The sequence below is a fragment of the Pseudomonas sp. BCRC 81390 genome (genome assembly GCF_030341915.1).
Lineage (GTDB): Bacteria > Pseudomonadota > Gammaproteobacteria > Pseudomonadales > Pseudomonadaceae > Aquipseudomonas.
This window is the reverse complement of the sequence record NZ_JATAAG010000091.1, coordinates 85,132-103,607: the sequence shown is the minus strand read 5'-3', so window position 1 is coordinate 103,607 and position 18,476 is coordinate 85,132. Positions and strand designations below refer to the sequence as shown.

Genomic DNA, 18,476 nt, shown 5'->3' with positions numbered 1-18,476 from the left:
CGTTTCAATCGAAGGAGCCGAAATGAAAACTCTAAGGATATACAATTACGAAATCCTTAATTTTGACGCGCAACCTACAGTGTTCTCGAGTACAGGCTTTACCCGAATCACCGACCCCAAAATTGCACAAGCTCTTGAGCACATAACTGAAAGACAGTCAAAACACATAGAACAGCATGAGCTTGAGCAAATTCTTGAAAGTGAATCACTCCAACCCGAAAGGGCCCTACGCTTTCTGAAATCCATATCAATAATTGGAGAAGCCACTCGGCTACCCCATTTCAAAAATGTTATTGCATGCATTGACTGGGAAATATCAGACACCTTAAAAAACCATATAGAAAGAAATCCCGAAAATAAAATACAAATCATAAAAACATCCGAACTCAATACAAACATACGCACGACCCCAACCCTATTTTTCCTTGCCTACTTAAAACTGAAACCCGAGGAACTCAGGAAGACTTATAGCGAACTATCGAAAAACAACCCTGATTGCGGAATCAGCGTAGGGTTCGTCAGCAACAATTTCTTCCATATAACCGAAACCTATATTCCTTCACTTGGGAACCCCTGCGCTTTTTGCACCTTGGACCGTATAGCACACTACGAAAATCTGCGAGCAAGCCAACATCACTGGAGCAAGATATGGAGTTTTTGCCAGTCAAATAACATCGATCTCCCCACGACCCCCATTAATGACCTGCAGCGCACCCTCATCTTAGGGACTATCACCACTTTCGCCAACAAATTCACCGACTTTCAAAAATCCAGGTTCACCCAGGACCAAGCATTACTTTCAAGAACACTGAATCTGACTGATGGTACATTCACCGAAGACAGCAGCATCCACTGGCCCCTTTGCCAATGTATTGGAGAAGCGCCATGAGCCTACCTCACGACCATTACCTAAGATTCGTGCCCTCAGAAACACTGGACGAAACCTTGACATTTCACGCCAAGGGAAATTACACCCTCCATAACGCAAGCCGACATGCCACCACTTTACATCACATTCCAACAAGAGAAATCGAAGCATTAACGGGAAACGAACTACCGCTCAATATATTGGAAAGCGAAGTTACCGACTCAGCCTTCAACCTACCGCCTCTCAAACCAGACCACTGGTTGAAAAGGAATGAGTCATGCGACTGGTTTACCGAAAGACATTTAACTTTTGACACTATCCAATCATTAGCCGCTCCTTTATTAACCCAAGACGGGCACCCCTATAAAAGAGGCTATCCAAGCGGTGGCGCGCTCTACCCTATCGAAGTATTTTTTGTGAACCTGGAGAACAAAATCAGCTACTGGCCATCTGAGTGCAACACCTTGCACCTGCTACCCACTTCGCGGGCATTTGAAATCCACAGTCCTCGAATAGACGCCAAAAAACTTTCACGCGCGATTAAATCCGAAGTTTTCAATATCGGAAGCCCAGCACTTGCTCTGATTTACCTAGTCTACCTGCCGAAAGCACTATTTAAATATCGCTACAGGGGCTATCGCTTAGCGCTCATGGAAGCAGGCTCCATGTACATGCTGATGGATTTACGCTGCAAAGAACTAAATTTAAAGAGCAGGCCATGGTCAGGTTTCACTGATCACGAGATAACAAAAAATCTAAATCTCAACCCTGCGCTTTTCCTCCCGCTATGCATTCAATTCGTGGGCTAATGCATGAACATATACAACGAAATACATTCACTCGCGCGTGCGGACTTCGAGCTTCACCGCCCGAGCGCAGTCACTCATTTCCCACACAGCGTAGAGTGTGGCAGCCGTTGGCACACCTATGGATCAAGTAGTGGCTGGTCAGCCTCAGTAGCAACCAGCGCTGTGGGCGAACATTTTGAACGAAAGCACTTCTATTTGGACGTGCCAATACATGACAGGAACAAGTTAGGCGCAGGGCTGACGCCTGATGAGTTCGGAGCACTTGCCAACGCATTTTCACAGACAGCAATGCCTGATCGAAAAAACTGCCTTCACTCGCATACATTCGATCGCACGCATGTCTACAGAGTCCGTGATTTAACCAAATGTGCAATTCCAACGGCATTGATTTCCATTACGCCCTGCAGAAACCCCATTGACAACGAAATCTACCCTATACGAGACACCTGTGGATGTAGCGCGCATATAACCGTTGACCGCGCAATACTTGGTGCGCTCAAAGAGGCTATGGAGCGACAATTTTTACTCAGGTTTTGGCTAACAAAAACTTGCACAGGCAAAATTAACTACAGCGACGCGTGTTCAGCGCCTTCAAATCGACCTAGTCTTGCGCTTTTTAAAGAATTAGGAAAAACAGGGGATCTCTGCATTCTGAATCTTACCGATGAGCGCTTCCCTGGCTACTGCATCCTGCTTTGCTATGGCAACCGGAGCGGGAGGAACCAACGCGTCAGATATTGTGCGGGCATGGCTTATTCCGACGACCTGAGTAGCGCGCTGGAAAAATCGATAATTGAACTATGGCAAACCTTTCGATTCATGCACTCATTCTACTTAAGAAACAAAGAACTTAGGGAAATCGAAGACCCTTACCTGAAATATTTTCTGGAGAATAATCGCTATAATACTTTTACCGACATCACCACAGCTATCGAAAACGATCCAAATCGAAGTAAACCAACCAACACCTCCCCGCTCACCAGCGCAGCGCTTATCACACGCTTACGAGAGCTACACCTTGATGGCTACCTATACCTATCATCCATGAACTCAGCCACGAAAAACCTACATTATTGCAAATATATTTCCCCCCACCTGTTCCTGCACATGAACAACGCCGCCCACTTCAATATCCAGAACCGCTACTCGAATCAATTTAAAAGGCAGATTATTCCACGACAACTCAGCAGAATGGTACCCTTCCCATGACCAGCAGCAATCCACACCTTCCCCCCAGGGCAAGAAAGCTCTATAACATTTCAATCATTTTAATAAAAGAACACCTTAGAGAACCCTCCAGTCTGTTGTGGACTGCCTTCGCGCCCTGCATGCTGTTCTTTATCATGAGCCCGAGCTATCTGAGCCCGGACAAAACAACTCAGGCCTATCTATCATACGCTGGTTGGTTTTACGCCTACATTTCAGCAAACGTAGCTTTTTTTGGCTTCAGCTTTTACCTTATTGGCAGAAGAGAAAGCGGCTTCATCCGCTCGTTTATATATCAAAAGGAATCAATTCGGCTTTTTCTTTCGTCCCACATGCTCAGCTACTCGCTGCTAAGCCTCATTTATGCTTCTTTATTCTACCTGCTCACCAAACCTATGCATGGAAATTATTCAGCGTATGAATACCTCTACATAATGGCCTGTTTTTTTACCAGCTACCTGGGTTTTTCCTGTATGGGGTTCGCCATAGCCGCCCTGCCTATCAAATTTGGCACAGCCAGTACCCTTTTCTCACTTTTATCATTCCTCATGCTGATGTCGAGTTACCTAGGTGCAACCACAGGAAAAGAGCACGAGCAACTGATCGCACTCGTCAATCCTCTGCACCTGAGCAATCGAATTTTCCGCGGCGAAATTCCACTACTACTAGCGTTCCCCGCGGCATACCTCCTCTCGCTGACTGGCTTGTACTTGACAGTAAGTCATTTCAAAGTCCAGCCTATCTGGAGCCGATACTAAATGCGCACACTTATCATCAACGAGCTATCGTTTTCATACAAAGACAAGCCCTTACTCCACAGCCTCAACCTGCACCTCTCGTCAGGTGAAGCGGTGGGCATATTAGGATGCAATGGCGCTGGCAAAACGACACTTTTCGATCTGATTTGCAAACTTAGAAAACCTGACCATGGCGAAATTCACAACTACGCTAAACACCCGGCTTATCTTACGCAGGTTCTGACGCCACCGCCGCAACTGCGAATGCTTGAAGTGTATGACCTCATTATCCATTTAAATGCCCCATCAAATCTGTGCCTTTCTGAAGCGCTGCCTCGGCTTAAAGCATGGTCGCCTGAGCTCTGTAAACGCTATTCGGATATTTCCAGAAAAAAGGCATCTACTTGCAGCTATGGTGAAATCCGCAGTTTTTTCACTCTGACACTGTTACTGATGGGCAGTGATCTGATCATACTTGACGAACCCACGGCTGGCGTAGACCCGGAGTTTCGACACTTTATCTGGCTTGGAATTAAACACGCTTGCAGCGAAGGGGCCAGTGTCTTGGTTTCATCCCATTACACGCAGGAGATCGCGGCCAATTGCAGCCGGTTCTACATGCTCGCCCATCATCAACTTGAAGCGTTCCATAGCGGAAGCCAGTTCCTGGCTCGCTATCAAGCGGCGTCTTGGGATGAAGCGTTTATCAACGCAACGATGTCGCGGGATAACGTGATGCTGCAAAGCGATAAGCAAGGCAACCTGTAAAGCCAGCAAGGGACGCCACGGCCGGAACTGCCGAGCAAGATGCTCGGCAAGCGCTGAAATAGCGCTTCGCGCGCTTTGCGGCAGGCGCGGCCTTGCGTCGCGAAAGGGGCGCAAAACGCCCCCAACAGTTCAGCTCTGCCGCAAGTATCGCCGGGGCCGCGTTGCGCCCCTTTCGCGACCCAAGGCCGCTCCTGCAGGGCCAGCGACAAGGTCCCAGGCGGCGTGATAGCGGTGGAATCTACAGCTCTTCGAACGCCGCCATCAGGTCCCTCAGCCGGTCGACCTTGGCCTCGTCCAGCGCACTGCCCTGCAGGCCCTGCACATATTCGGCCAGCTCCGCCACCGTGCTGCACTCGAACATCGCCCGCAACGGCACATTCAGTTGCAGTTGCTTCTGCACCCGCGAGGCGATCTGCGTGGCCAGCAGCGAATGCCCGCCCAGCTCGAAGAAGTTGTCGTGCATCCCCACCCGCTCGACCTTGAGTACATCGGCCCAGATTTCCGCCAGCAGCGCCTCCAGCTCATTGCGCGGGGCCTGGTACGCCTGGCTGTGCTGGCCGCCGATGTCGATGGCCGGCAAGGCGTTGCGGTCGAGCTTGCCGTTGGCATTGTGCGGCAGGCTGTCGAACCAACCCCAGTGCAGCGGTACCATGTACTCCGGCAACTCGGCCCGCAGGCGCTGCTTGAGCTGCTCCAGCAACGCAGCATCGGCGCTGAAGCCCTGGTGCGCCACCAGGTAGCCGACCAGGTGCTTGCCATTGACGCCCTCCTGCACGCCAACGGCGGCATCGCGGATCTCGACCTGCTCGTGCAGGCGCGCCTCGATCTCGCCCAGTTCGATGCGGTAGCCACGAATCTTCACCTGATGGTCGATGCGCCCGATGTACTCGAGCACACCATCCGGGCGCTGCCGCGCCAGGTCACCGGTGCGGTACAAGCGCTCGCCTGCGGCGCCATGGGGATGGGGGACGAACGCCAGCGCGGTACGCACCGGGTCGCCGACATAACCACGGCCGACCCCGATACCGGCCACGCACAGCTCACCCACCGCACCCAACGGCACCAGCGCCTGCTCCCCGTCGAACAGGTAAAGGCGGTTGTTGTCGGTCGGCCGGCCAATTGGCAGGTAGCTGCCGTGGGTCGAGGCGGCATCGACGCGGAAGAATGCCACGTCGTCGGAGCATTCCGCCGGGCCGTAGGCGTTGACCAGGCCAATCTGCGGATAACGCTGCAGCCATTGCGCGGCCAACTCCGGCGGCATGGCTTCGCCGGTCGGCAGCATCCAGCGCAGGCCGTCGAGGGCCTGGTGGTCGCTGGCCAGCATGCCCTGGATCAGCGACGGCACGCTTTCCAGCACGCTGATGCCGGTGGCCTGTACATGCGCCAGCAAGGCCTGCGGGTCATGGGCGATGGCGTTCGGCACGATCTCCACCCTGGCGCCGAACAGCGGTGCGGCAAGGAACTGCCAGACCGAAATGTCGAAGCTCTGCGAGGCGGTCTGGGCGATCACGTCGTGCTCGCTGAGCGCCAGGTAGGGTACCTTGCTCAGCTGGTTGTTGAGCATGCCGCGCTGCTCGACCATCACCCCTTTCGGCAGGCCGGTGGAGCCTGAGGTGTAGATCACGTAGGCAAGGTTGCCCGGCGCGCTGTAGATACCGGGGTTGTGGCTGGCCAGCGGGCTGGCCTGGGCGTCTTCCCACACCAGCAACTGCGGGCGTGCCGTCGCCTCCAGCGCTTCCAGCAACTGCCGAGCTTGCCCGGCACAGGCCGCGCTGCACACCAGCACGGGGGTTCGGCTGCGCTGGATGATGCTTTGCAGGCGCGCCGACGGCAGGCTCGGGTCCAGCGGCAGGTAGCCGGCACCGGCCTTGAAGCTGCCGACGATCATGCCCAGCAATGGCAGCCCGCGCTCGGCCAGCAGCGCCACTGGCTGGTCAACCCGCACACCCGCCGCAATCAAGGCATGGCCCAGGCGGTTGGCCGCCAGGTTCAACCCGGCATAGTCATAGGTCGCCTCCAGGCAGCGCGCCACGGTACGTTGCGGGTGCGCAGCGACCTGCGCCTCGAACTGGGCGATGTAGCTCTGCGCCAGCGGGTAGGCCCGCGTGGTGCGGTTGCAGTCCTCGAGCAAGAAGCGCTGTTCCTCGGCGCTCAGCAGCGGCAGCGCACTCACCTCCCCGGCAAAGCCTTGCACCAGCGCCAGCAGCAGGCGCTTGAACTCGGCCAGCAGGCGCTCGACGGTCGGGTAGTCGAAGTAGCGCTGGTCGAACGACAGGTGCAGGCCAAGCTCATCGCCCGGGTAGCACACTGCCGTCAACGGGAAGTTGGTGTGGGTGCGGCCCGAGTCGGAACTGGCGTTCAGGTGCTGGGCATGGTCGAGCACGGCGGTTTCGACCGGCGCGTTCTCGAACACGAACAGGCTGTCGAACAGCGGCTGGCCCTTGGGCAGCTCGCTGCATTCCTGAATCGCCACCAGCGGCAGGTATTCGTACTCGCGCAGTTCCATGTTGCGCTCCAGCAAGCCTTGCAGCCACTGGCGCACACTGCAGCGCTGGCCGGCCGCCGGCAACTGCACGCGCAGGGCGACGCTGTTGATGAACAGGCCGACAGTGCGCTGCATCTGCGGCAGGCTCACCGGTCGCCCGGCCACGGTCACGCCAAACACCACGTCGCGGTCGCCGCTGTAGCGCGCCAGCACCAGGGCCCAGGCCGCCTGGGCAAACGTGTTGACGGTAAGCTGGTGGGCCTGGGCCAGTTCACGCAGGCGCACGCCGTCGTCTGCCGCCAGGCGGGTGTAGCAGTCGCCGACGACCATGCCGCTGCCGGCGTGCTCATGGCGTAGCGGGCGGTCGCTGGGGATGGCGGTGGCGCGTTCGAAACCAGCCAGGCTGGCCTGCCACCAGGCGCGGGCATCGTCCAGGCCCTGGCGTTGCAGCCAGCCGATGTAGTCGCGGTAGCGTGGCGGCACGGGCAGTTGCGCCTGCCGGCCCTCGCCGAGGGCCTGGTAGATTTCGAAGAAATCGTTCATCAACAGCGAGCGGCACCAGGCATCGATCAGGATGTGGTGGTTGCTCATCATGAACCAGTAGCGCTCGTCGGCCACCCGCACCAGGCGCAGGTGGAACGGCGCTTCGCTGAGCAAGGCGAAGCCAGCCTCGCGCTCCTGCTTGTGCAGGGCCTGCAGGCGCTGCTCCTGGGCGTCATCGTCGAGGCCGCGCCAGTCCTGGTAGTCCAGTGGCGTGTTGCCGGGTTTATGGATGATTTGTAGCATCGCCTCGCCGGTGTTCCAGCTGAACGATGCGCGCAACGCCTCGTGCCGTGCCACTACCGCTTGCCAGGCCTGGGCGAAGCGCTCGGGGTCAAGGGCACTGTTGATGCGGTAGCGGTCCTGCATGTAGTACAGGCCGGTACCCGGTTCCAGCAAGGTGTGCAACAGCATGCCTTCCTGCATTGGCGTCAGCGGGTAGACGTCCTCGATCTGCGCAGCCGGCACCGGCAAGGCGTCGATCTGCGCCTGAGTCAGCTGTGCCAGCGGGAAGTCGGACGGCGTGAAGCTGCCGTTGCCATCGGCCAGGCAATGCTCGATCAGCGCCAGCAACTCCTGGCGATAGGCCTCGGCCAGGCTGGCGATGGTGCGCTCGTCATAGCGCTCGGTGCTGAACGTCCAGCGCAATTGCAGGGCGCCGCGATACACCTGGCCATCGACACTCAACCAGTTGGGCAGCGGCGCATCGGCAGCGTGGGCCTGGCCGGCGGGGGTGTCCAGCGGCTGGAACAGCGCCGCGCTGTCAAACTGCTGGTCGAACTGGCCCAGGTAATTGAAGGTGATACGCGCCTGCGGCAATGCCGCCATCTGCTCGCGCACCGTCGCATCGGCCAGGTAGCGCAGCACGCCGTAGCCCAGGCCTTGGTGCGGCACCTGGCGCAGTTGCTCCTTGATGCACTTGATCGAAGCGGACCGCGCCGCATCGTCCTCACCCGGCAGCGGGCGCAGGCTGAGTGGGTAGGCATTGGTGAACCAGCCGACGCTGCGGGTCAGGTCCATGTCTTCGAACAGCCCGTCGCGACCATGGCCCTCCAGTTGCACCAGCACCGCCTCATCACCGCTCCAGCGGCACAAGGTACGCGCCAGCGCGGTCAGCAGCAGGTCGTTGACCTGAGTGTGATACGCCGCCGGCGCCCGCTGCAGCAAATGCCGGGTCTGCTGCGCATCCAGGCTGATGGCCAGGGTACGGGCGTGGCGCTGCAGGTTGCCGCCCTGCGGGTGATCGCAGGGCAGTTCGTGGCGCACGCCCGCCAGCTGTCCTTGCCACCAGCCGAGCTCGTCGCGCAGCGAATCGCTGCCGGCATAGCTGGCCAGGCGGGCCGCCCAGTCGCCCATGGCGTGGGTCTTGGCCGGCAGCGGCTGGCCACGGTACAACGCCTGCAGGTCTTCCAGCAGCACCCGCCAGGACACGCCATCCACCACCAGGTGATGGATCGCCAGCAACAGGCGCTGGCTGCCCTGCCCGTCCCGCACCAGCAAGGCACGCAGCAGTGGCCCCTGCTGCAGGTCGAGACTGCGTTGCAGGTCGGTGTACAACGCCTGGCAATCGGCGAAGTCGGTAACCGTCGCGCGCCACAGCAATTGCCCGGCGTCAGGCTGGGCGTACGCGGCCTGCCAGCGGCCGTTGGCCTGGCTGAAGCGCAGGCGCAGGCTGTCGTGGTGCCGCACCAGGGCGGCGAGCGCCTGCTCCAGTGCCGCTTCGTCCAGCGTCTGGCGGGCTTGCAGCAACACCGCCTGGTTCCAGTGCTGCGGCTGCGCCAGGTCGGTGTCGAAGAACCAGTGCTGGATCGGGGTCAGGCCGACCTGTCCCTGGCGCAGGCCCTGGTCGATGCTGCTGGTGGCTTCGCTGTGGCGAACGACGGCCGCCAAGGCCTGGAGGGTCTGGTGCTGGAACAGGTCACGCGGGGTGAACTGCAAGCCGGCCTGGCGGGCCCGGCTGACCACCTGGATCGACAGGATCGAATCGCCGCCCAGTTCGAAGAAGTTGTCCTGCACGCCGACCTGGGCAAGGCTCAGCACATCGCACCAGATCTGCGCGAGTTGCGCTTCAACTGCATTGCCAGGGGCCTGGTAGTGCTGGCGGGCCTGCTCCAGGTCCGGCAGCGGCAGCGCGCGGCGATCGAGTTTGCCGTTGCCCATCAGCGGCAGGCGGTCGAGCAGGACCAGGTGGGCGGGCACCATGTAGTCCGGCAGATGCCGTCGGGCATCGGCCTTCACCGCTTCACGCAGCTGGCCCTGGGCCGCGCTGTCGGCCGCCGCCTGCCGGCACACCAGGTAACCCACCAGTTGCTTGCCACCCGGCAAGTCGAGGGCCAGCACCACGGCTTGGTCGACGTCGGCATGCGCCTGCAGGCGGCTTTCGATTTCCCCGAGTTCAATGCGGAAACCGCGAATCTTCACCTGCTGGTCGGCACGGCCAACGTACTCGACCAGGCCATCGCTGCCCAGGCGCACCAAGTCGCCGGTGCGGTACAGGCGCCCTCCTGCGCCGCTGAACGGGTCGGCGACGAAGCGCTCGGCACTGAGCCCGGGGCGGTCGTGGTAACCCTGGGCCAGGCCGGCACCACCGACATACAGTTCACCGATGCCGCCTTGCGGCAACAGGGCAAGGTTTTCGTCGAGGATATAGGCCGTGCGGCTGCCGACGACACGGCCGATCGGCACGCTGCCGAGGTCTGCCGGCAACGTTTCCGGCGCCAGGCAGGCCAGCGGCATGACCACGGTTTCGGTCGGGCCGTAGGCGTTGAACAGCTGCTGCGGCGCAAAGGCCTGGCGAATACGCTGCACATGCTCGCCGGTCAACGCTTCGCCACCGGTGATCACCAGGCGTACCGGCAACTGCTCGCCCTGCCCGGCCAGGTACTGCGCCAACTGGCTGCCATAGCTGGGCGTGAAGCCGAGGATACTGACCCGTTGTTCACGCACCAGCTGGCAGATGTCTTCTGCGCCCCACTGCCCCTGGGCGCGCAGCACCACACGAGCGCCGCACAGCAGCGGCGCCCACAGGCGCTCGCTGGCAGCATCGAAGTTGATCGAGTAGAAGTGCAGCTCGCAGTCGTGACTGCGCATGCCAAATGCCGAGATCACTGCCTGGCAGTGCATGGCGAATTCGCCGTGGCTGACGATTACCCCCTTGGGCTTGCCGGTGGAACCGGAGGTATAGATCAGGTAGGCCTGGTGCTGCGCCAGGTTGCGGTTGTCCAGCGGCGCATCGCTGTAGGCCGACAGGCTGGCCGTGTCGTCTTCCAGGCTCCAGCAGGCGACCCCTGCGGGCAGCTCGCCGAGGCTTTGCAGCAGCGCGCGCTGGCTCAACAGCAGGCCGATGCGGCTGTCTTCGATCATGTAGCGCAGGCGGTCGAGCGGGTACTCCGGGTCGAGCGGCACGTAGGCGCCGCCGGCCTTGAGAATGGCCAGCAAGCCGACCACCATGTGCAACGAGCGCTCCAGCGCCAGGCCCACGCGCACCTGCGGGCCGACCCCGCGCTCGCGCAGGGCGCGGGCCAGGCGGTTGGCTTGCTGGTCGAGCTCGGCATAGGTGAGGTGCTGGCCGGCAAAAGTCAGCGCAACGGCGTGCGGGGTGCGCGCCACCTGGGCGGCGAACAAGCCATGCAAGGTCTGGTCGAGGCCGGGGGCGTGCTCGCCGTGCAACTGGCCCGCCAGCACCTGCTGTTCGGCGCTGCCCAGCATCGGCAGCTCGCACAGGCGCTGCTGTGGGTCGTCCAGCAGGCCGCCCAGCAGCTGCTGCCAGTGCTCGGCCATGCGCGCGATGCGCGGTTCGTCGAACAGGTCGCGGCTGTACGTCAGGCAGCAGCCCAGGCGGCCGTCAAGGTCGGTCACCTCCAGGTACAGGTCGAACTTGGTGGCGCTGGCATCGTTGACCAGGTAGTCCACCTGCATGCCGGCCAGCGTACGGCTTTGCTGGAAAGCCCAGCGCTGGACGTTGCACATCACCTGGAACAGCGGGTTGTAGGCGCTGCTGCGCGGTGGCTGCAGGGCTTCCACCAATTGCTCGAATGGCAGGTCCTGGTGCGACTGGCCTTCGATGGCAGCCTGGCGCACCTGCTCCAGCAAGGCATGGGCAGTCATCTGCCCGTCCACCTCGCAGCGCAGCACCTGGGTGTTGAGGAACGCGCCGATCAGGCCTTCGCTTTCCGGGCGGATGCGGTTGGCCACCGGCGCGCCGATGCGCAGGTCGCGCTGGCCGCTGTAGCGATGCAGCAAGGCGGCCAGGGTGGCGGTCACGGTCATGAACAGGGTCAGCCCGCGTTGGCGGTTGAAGGCGTGCACGCGGGTGACCAGCGCCGGGTCCAGTTCGAAGCGGTACAGCTCGCCACGGTGGCTTTGCACCGGCGGGCGTGGGCGGTCGGCGGGCAACGCGAGCACCGGGTGCTCATCGCCCAGGCGCGCCTGCCAGTAGGCCAGCTGGCGCGCACCCTCGCCGCTTTCCAGCCATTGCCGTTGCCACACGCTGTAGTCCAGGTACTGCACCGGCAACGGCGGCAGGGGCGATTCGCGGTCATCGACGAACGCCTCGTACAGCTCGCCCAGTTCGCGGGCAAAGATGTCCATGGCCCAGCCTTCGGTGACGATGTGGTGCAGGGTCAGCACGAAGAAATGCTCGCGTTCTTCGGCCTTGACCAGGCAGGCGCGCAGCAGCGGGCCGCGCTCCAGGTCGAAGGGCTGGTGCGCCTGGTCGTCGGCCAGTTGCCGCAGGCGTTGCTGGCGGGCTTCGGCAGGCAATGCGCTGAAGTCCTGCCAGTCCAGCTGCAGGCGGCCATCTTGTGTCACGCACTGGTACGGCACGCCGCCAATGCTGGGGAAGGTGGTACGCAGGGTTTCATGACGCACCACCAGCGCCTGCAATGCACGCTCGAAGGCTTCCACATGCAGGGTTCCGCGCAGGCGTGCCATGCCGCCGACGTTGTACGCCGGGCTATCCGGCGCCATCTGCCAGAGGAACCACATGCGCTGCTGCGAGTACGACAGCGGCACTGCCTGACGGCGGTCGACGCGGGCGATTTCGCCTTGCAGGTTGCGCTCGCCGGCGGCACGGATACGCGCGATCTCGGCACAGAAGGCGCCCAGCTCGCTGGTATCGAACAGGGCCTTGAGCGGCAGCTCGACATCGCAGGCCTGGCGCGTGCGCGATACGATCTGGGTGGCCAGCAGCGAGTGGCCGCCGAGGGCGAAGAAGTCGTCCTGCAGACCAACGCGCGGCAGGTTCAGCACCTCGCACCAGATGGCCGCGACCTGCTGCTGCAATGGGCTGTGTGGCGCGACGTGCTCACGCTGCTGCCACACCGGGGCCGGCAGCGCCTTGCGCTCGACCTTGCCGCTGGGGCCCAGCGGCATCTGCGCCAGCGGCACGAGTTGTGCCGGCACCATATAGGCGGGCAACTGCCCGGCCAGCACCGCCAGCAACTCGGCTGGCTGGGCGCTGCCGCAGTAGTAGCCGACCAGTTGCGCACCGACGGCATCCTGGTGCACCAGCACCAACGCCTGTTCGACATTGGCTTGCGCCAGCAGGCAGGCCTGGACCTCCTCGGGCTCGACCCGGAAGCCTCGCACCTTGACCTGCTGGTCGAGGCGGCCCAGGTATTCCAGGGCCTCGGTCTGTACCTGCCAGCGGGCACGGTCGCCGCTGCGGTACAGGCGTTCGCCATGGCCATCGACCCGGGGCACGAAGCGCTCGGCGGTAAGGCCTGGGCGGCCCAGGTAGCCACGCGCCAGGCCGGCGCCGCCAAGGTACAGCTCGCCCGGCACGCCGGGGGCAGTGAGTTCAAGTTCGTCGTCCAGCACCCGGCACAGCACATTGGCCAACGGCCGGCCGATCGGTGAACGCTCACCATCCGTCGCCTGGCAGTGCCAGTGGGTGACGTTGATGGCGGTTTCGGTCGGGCCGTAACGGTTGTGCAACTGCACCTGCGGCAGCACCTGCAGCACACGGTCACGCAACGCCGCGGGCAGCGCCTCGCCCCCGGAAAACACCCGGCGCAGGCTGGTGCAGGCCTGCGCCAGCGGTTCCTGGATGAAAACCTGCAGCAGAGGCGGCACGAAATGCAACGTGGTCACGCCATGGGCCTGCACCAACGCGGCGATGCGCTGGGGGTCGCGGTGCTCGCCAGGGCCGGCGAGCACCAGCTTGCAGCCTGTGACCAGCGGCCAGAAGCATTCCCACACCGAAACATCGAAGCTGACCGGCGCCTTCTGCATCAGCACGTCGCTGTCGTTCAGCGCATAAGTGTTCTGCATCCACTGCAGGCGTTCGGCCAACGCTGCGTGGGTGTTGCCTACGCCCTTGGGTCGGCCGGTGGAGCCGGAGGTGTAGATCACGTACGCCAGGTTGTCGCCGTGCAAATGCAGCCCTGGCGCATGGCTGGGCCAGCTGTCCAGGTGCAGCTGGTCGAGGGCGATGGCGCTGACCCCGTCGACCTGCGGCAGCTGGCCCAGCAGGCCGCTGTGGCTCAGCAGCAGGCGGGCACCGCAGTCGGCAAGCATATAGGCCAGGCGCTCGGCCGGGTAGTCGACGTCCAGCGGCACATAGGCACCGCCGGCCTTGAGAATCGCCAGCAGGCCGACCAGCAATTGCGGCGAGCGTTCGATGGCAATGGCCACACAGGTATCGGGGCCGACCCCCTTGTCGCGCAGGTAATGGGCCAGGCGGTTGGCTTGCTGGTGCAGCTCGGCATAGTCCAGGCTGCCCCCCTCCCAGACCAGCGCGGTGCGCTGCGGGGTGTTGCGCGCCTGTTCATTGAGCTGCTCGACCAGCAGGCACTGCGGCGCTACGGCCGGTGCCTGGCCCCAGCCCAGCAGTTGCAGGCGGCCGGGCTCGTCGAGCAACTGCACCTCGCCAAGGGCCCGCTGCGGCGCAGCGCACACCTGCTCCAGCAGGGCCAGCAGGTGCTTGGCCAGGCGTTTGATGGTAGCGGCTTCAAACAGGCCGGCGGCGTAGTCGAAGGCCAGGCTCAGGCGGCCCTGGTGGTCCTCCTCGCTGTGCAGTTGCAAATCGAACTTGGCCTCGCGGCTGTGCCACGGCAACTCCTCGGCCAGCAGGCCCGGCAGGCGGCGCAGGGCCGACAGGTCGCGTTGCTGGTGGTTGAACATGACCTGGAACAGGCCTTGCTCGCGGGCCGCGGGCAAGGCTTCGACCAGTTGCTCGAACGGCAGGTCCTGGTTGGCCTGGGCTTCCAGGGTGGCTTGGCGCACCTGGGCCAGCAGCTGGCTGAACGACAGGCGGCCGTCGAGTTGCGCGCACATCACCTGGGTATTGATGAAGAAGCCGACCAGGCCCTGGGTTTCCAGGCGCGGACGGTTGGCGTTGGGCACGCCGACGCGGATATCGGCCTGGCCGCTGTAGCGGTACAGCAGCGCCTGCCAGCCGGCCAGCAAGACCATGAACAGGCTGGCTTGCTGCTCGCGCGCCAGGCCCTTGAGTGCCTCGCTGAGGGCGGCCGGCACCTTCACCTGCAACCGGGCAGCCCGGTGGTCGCGTTGGCTGGCGCGCGGCTGGTCGGTGCACAAGTCGAGCACTGGCGTTTCCTCGCCCAGGCGCACCTGCCAGTAGCGCAGCTGACGCTCGGCCTCGCCTTCGGCCAGCCATTGCCGCTGCCAACTACCGTAGTCGGCGTATCCCAGGGGCAACGGCGCCAGATTGGCCTCCAGGCCCTGGCAGCGGGCAGCATACAACCTGGCGAATTCATCCAGCAGGATATTCAGTGACCAGCCATCAGCGACGATGTGGTGCAGGGTCACCCACAGCTGATGGTCTTCATCGCCCAGGCGCGCCAGGGTCACCCGCAGCAGCGGGCCCCGGGTCAGGTCGAAGGGCTGGCAGGCTTCCGCCTCGCGCTGGGCGGCAACCTGTTCGGGTGCCTGGCCTTCGAGGTCCAGGCGGCGCAGCTGGAATGGCGCTGACGGCAGGATGCGTTGCAGGGCCTGGCCGTGTTCTTCGCTGAACACGGTGCGCAGTGACTCATGGCGCTGCACCAACGCCTGGAAGGCCGCTTCCAGGGCACGTTGGTCCAGCTCGCCACGCAGGTGCAGGCCAGCCGGAATGTTGTAGGCCGCCGCCTGCGGCTGCAATTGCCACAGTAGCCACAAGCGGTTTTGCGCCAGCGACTGGGGCAGTGCCCGGCCCCGCTCCAGTGGGGCGATGGCAGTGGCCCGGGCGCCGTCGACAGCAAGCAGCGCTGCCACTGCCTGGCTGTAGTCGGCCAGCACGGGCGCCTCGAACAACGTGGCCAGGTTGAGCGTGATGCCCAGTTCATCGGCCAGGCGAGCGGTGGCCTGGGTGGCGGCGATGGAGTTGCCGCCCAGCAGCAGGAAATGGTCGTCTGCCGCCACCGCCTCCACCTCGAGGACGTCGCGCCATACACTGGCGATACGCGCCTGCAACCCCGCAGCGCTTGCCGGCCTGGCGTCGGCCAGGTTGACGTCAGGGAACCGGGCATAGCAATCCAGGCTGCCATCTTCCATGCGCAAGCGGCAGGCCGAGCGTTGCAGCTTGCCGCTGGAGGTCTTGGGCAACGCACCGGGGTTCAGTAGCAGGACCACCGCCGGGGCCTGGCGGCAAGCATCGGCGACGACCTGGCGCAGGGTGTTGATCAGGTCGTCGGGCTTGAGCGCCTTCTGCACGTTGCGGCTGACTTCGACTGCCACGCCGATGCCCTCCTCGCCCTGGTGCTCGACGGCAAATACTGCCACCCGGCCTTTGCGCAGCACCTCGACTTCGCGTTCGAGGGTTTTTTCCAGGTCCTGCGGGTACAGGTTCTGCCCGCGTACGATCAACAGGTCTTTCAGGCGCCCGCTGACGAACACTTCGCCGTCACGCAGGAAGCCCAGGTCGCCGGTACGCAACCAGGTCTGGCCGTCCATTTCGACGAAGGTGCGGGCACTGGCTTGCGGGTTGCGCCAGTAGCCCCGGGCGACGCTCGGGCCGCTGGCCCAGATCTCGCCGACCTGGTTGTCGCCCAGTGGCTGCAGCCGTTGCGGGTCGACAATACGCAACGCATGCCCGGGTTGCGGGTAACCGCAGCTCATCAGCACGCTGCCCTGGCCCGGCTCGGCGCGGTTGGCGGCGAAGGCCTCGGTGTCCAGTTCCAGTGCGGCGATACCCTGGCCCCGGCGGCTACCGCTGACGAACAGGGTCGCTTCGGCCAGGCCGTAGCTGGCGAAAAAGCTCTGCGGGTCGAAGCCGCAGGCACGGAACTTGTCGGCGAAGGTGGCCAGGCTGTCCTGGCGGATCGGCTCGGAGCCGGAATAAGCCACGCGCCAGCGGCTCAGGTCGAGCCCGGCCAGGGCGCCCGCGCTGACCCGCTCGCTGCACAGGCGGTAGGCAAAGTCAGGGCCACCGCTGATGGTGCCGCCGTATTCGCTGATGGCCTGCAACCAGCGCAACGGCCGGGCCAGGAAATAGCCCGGCGACATCAGCACACAGGGCACACCGCTGAAGATCGGCTGCAGCAGGCCGCCGATCAGGCCCATGTCGTGGTACAGCGGCAGCCAGCTGACGATCACGTCGTCGGGGTTGAGATCGATGCCGAAACCGCGACGGATCAACTGCTCGTTGGCGACCAGGTTGCCATGACTGACCTGCACGCCCTTGGGCAGCGCGGTGGAGCCGGAGGTGTACTGCAGGAAGGCAATGTCATCCCCCCTCAGGGCCGGCTCGCGCCAGTCCGCAGCCAGCGCCGGGTCGAGGCCGTCGACCGCCAGCAGCGCAGGGGCATTGGTCCTGCTCAGCGCCTCCAGCCCCTGCAGGCTGCCTTGCAGCGCAGCCACGGTCAGCAGCAGGCGCGGTTCGGCGTCGTCGATGATCGACAGCAGGCGTTGCTGGTGGTGCTGGCGCGCCGACTCCGGCGGGTAGGCGGGCACCGCGATGACGCCCGCATACAGGCAGCCGAAGAACGCCGCCACGTAGTCCGGCCCACTGGGGAACAACAGCACCGCACGCTCACCGAAACCGACCCGCGCCTGCAACGCCGCGGCGATGGTGCGCGCACGTTGGTCCAGTTCGCGGTAGCTGAGCACCGCCTGCTCACCGGGAGCGTCGGCCAGAAAGCGCAAGGCGATCCGGTCCGGGGTCTGTGCGGCGCGTTGGGCCAGGGCCTGGGCCAGCGAGAGCGGGAGTTCGAAGGCGTCCGTCATGGGGTGTTCCTGCCAGTGTCTGGTGGAGGCGGGCCGGCTGCTGCGTGAACGTCGGCGAGCAGCGTACGGCGGCCGGATGTACACAGGGGAACGTATGGGCAGGGGGAGAAATTAGCGGGGCCTGACTTGCCAGGCGCCCCCTCCCAAGGCATGCCTTCCCGAAACCAGAACTCGTTCGTAACAATTACATTTCTCATTTGACAATCATTATCACTATGAATAGGTTGTCGCACGTCGTAGGAAGCTTCCCATAGCTGGAAGCGTCCTTTCCCCTCTGTGACAAGGTGATTTCCATGGCGGAACAACTATCCACAAGTAAGTGCGATTCACCATTACTGCAGGCCTTCGTCGACAACCGCAGCATCCTGGTCAAGATTGCCGCGCGCATTACCGGCTGCCGCTCGCGCGCCGAAGATGTGGTGCAGGATGCCTTCTTCAGGCTCAGCGCCGCCCCGCAGATCACCTCATCGTTCAAGGCGCAGTTGAGCTACCTGTTCCAGATCGTGCGCAACCTGGCCATCGACCACTACCGCAAGCAGGCGATGGAGTTGAAGTACTCCGGCAGCGAGGAGGAAGGCCTGAATGTGGTGGTGCAGAATGCCTCGCCCGAGGCCACCCACATCAACCTGGCCGCGCTGGATGATATTGCCGAGGCGTTGAACCAGCTGCCACAGCGCACCCGTTATGCGTTCGAGATGTACCGCCTGCATGGAGTGCCGCAGAAGGACATTGCCAAGGAATTGGGGGTGTCGCCGACGCTGGTCAACTTCATGATCCGCGATGCACTGGTGCACTGCCGCAAGATGGCCGGTCGCCAGGCCTGAACCCCCAAGACTGCCGAGGGCATGTGGGAGGGCGTTCACCCACGAACACTGGCGTAGCCAGGGTCAGGCACC

Annotated in this window: 7 protein-coding genes; 6 read left to right on the top strand and 1 reads right to left on the bottom strand. The window is 62.6% G+C overall.

Annotation, left to right across the window (positions count from 1 at the left end):
- Positions 1-22 precede the first annotated feature (22 nt).
- Genes QSV36_RS25530 through QSV36_RS25510 form a run of 5 tightly spaced genes read left to right on the top strand, consistent with a single transcriptional unit; the run spans position 23 to position 4,388 of the window.
- Positions 23-889, top strand: coding sequence for an McbB family protein (locus QSV36_RS25530; RefSeq protein WP_289135871.1), 867 nt, complete (start codon positions 23-25; stop codon positions 887-889).
- The gene (locus tag QSV36_RS25525) at positions 886-1,677 is read left to right on the top strand and encodes a SagB/ThcOx family dehydrogenase (protein ID WP_289135870.1); all 792 of its coding nucleotides are present in this window, start codon (positions 886-888) and stop codon (positions 1,675-1,677) included. Before QSV36_RS25530 ends, QSV36_RS25525 begins: the two co-directional genes overlap by 4 nt.
- A gap of 3 nt (positions 1,678-1,680) precedes the next feature.
- Positions 1,681-2,886, top strand: coding sequence for a YcaO-like family protein (locus tag QSV36_RS25520; RefSeq protein ID WP_289135869.1), 1,206 nt, complete (start codon positions 1,681-1,683; stop codon positions 2,884-2,886).
- A complete protein-coding gene (locus QSV36_RS25515; protein WP_289135868.1) occupies positions 2,883-3,641 on the top strand; it encodes an ABC transporter permease in 759 nt (252 codons plus the stop codon). The genes QSV36_RS25520 and QSV36_RS25515 overlap by 4 nt, the downstream gene beginning before the upstream one ends.
- Positions 3,642-4,388: an ATP-binding cassette domain-containing protein gene (locus QSV36_RS25510; RefSeq protein WP_225778586.1), complete on the top strand. Its 747-nt coding sequence runs from the start codon at positions 3,642-3,644 to the stop codon at positions 4,386-4,388.
- Positions 4,389-4,626: 238 nt separating this feature from the next.
- Here the strand turns inward: QSV36_RS25510 and QSV36_RS25505 are convergent, their stop codons facing one another.
- Positions 4,627-17,580, bottom strand: coding sequence for a non-ribosomal peptide synthetase (locus tag QSV36_RS25505; RefSeq protein WP_289135866.1), 12,954 nt, complete (start codon positions 17,578-17,580; stop codon positions 4,627-4,629).
- Positions 17,581-17,873: 293 nt separating this feature from the next.
- Here QSV36_RS25505 and QSV36_RS25500 point away from each other — a divergent pair, with 293 nt between their 5' ends.
- Positions 17,874-18,404 (top strand): RNA polymerase factor sigma-70, encoded by a 531-nt coding sequence (locus QSV36_RS25500; RefSeq protein ID WP_225778588.1) that lies wholly within the window; start codon positions 17,874-17,876, stop codon positions 18,402-18,404.
- The last annotated feature ends 72 nt before the right edge of the window (positions 18,405-18,476 follow it).

Bases quoted from the DNA above. Each gene is read 5' to 3' on its own strand.
- QSV36_RS25530 (WP_289135871.1), top strand. From the start codon at position 23: ATGAAAACTCTAAGGATATACAATTACGAAATCCTTAATTTTGACGCG.
- QSV36_RS25525 (WP_289135870.1), top strand. From the start codon at position 886: ATGAGCCTACCTCACGACCATTACCTAAGATTCGTGCCCTCAGAAACA.
- QSV36_RS25520 (WP_289135869.1), top strand. From the start codon at position 1,681: ATGAACATATACAACGAAATACATTCACTCGCGCGTGCGGACTTCGAG.
- QSV36_RS25515 (WP_289135868.1), top strand. From the start codon at position 2,883: ATGACCAGCAGCAATCCACACCTTCCCCCCAGGGCAAGAAAGCTCTAT.
- QSV36_RS25510 (WP_225778586.1), top strand. From the start codon at position 3,642: ATGCGCACACTTATCATCAACGAGCTATCGTTTTCATACAAAGACAAG.
- QSV36_RS25505 (WP_289135866.1), bottom strand. From the start codon at position 17,580: ATGACGGACGCCTTCGAACTCCCGCTCTCGCTGGCCCAGGCCCTGGCC.
- QSV36_RS25500 (WP_225778588.1), top strand. From the start codon at position 17,874: ATGGCGGAACAACTATCCACAAGTAAGTGCGATTCACCATTACTGCAG.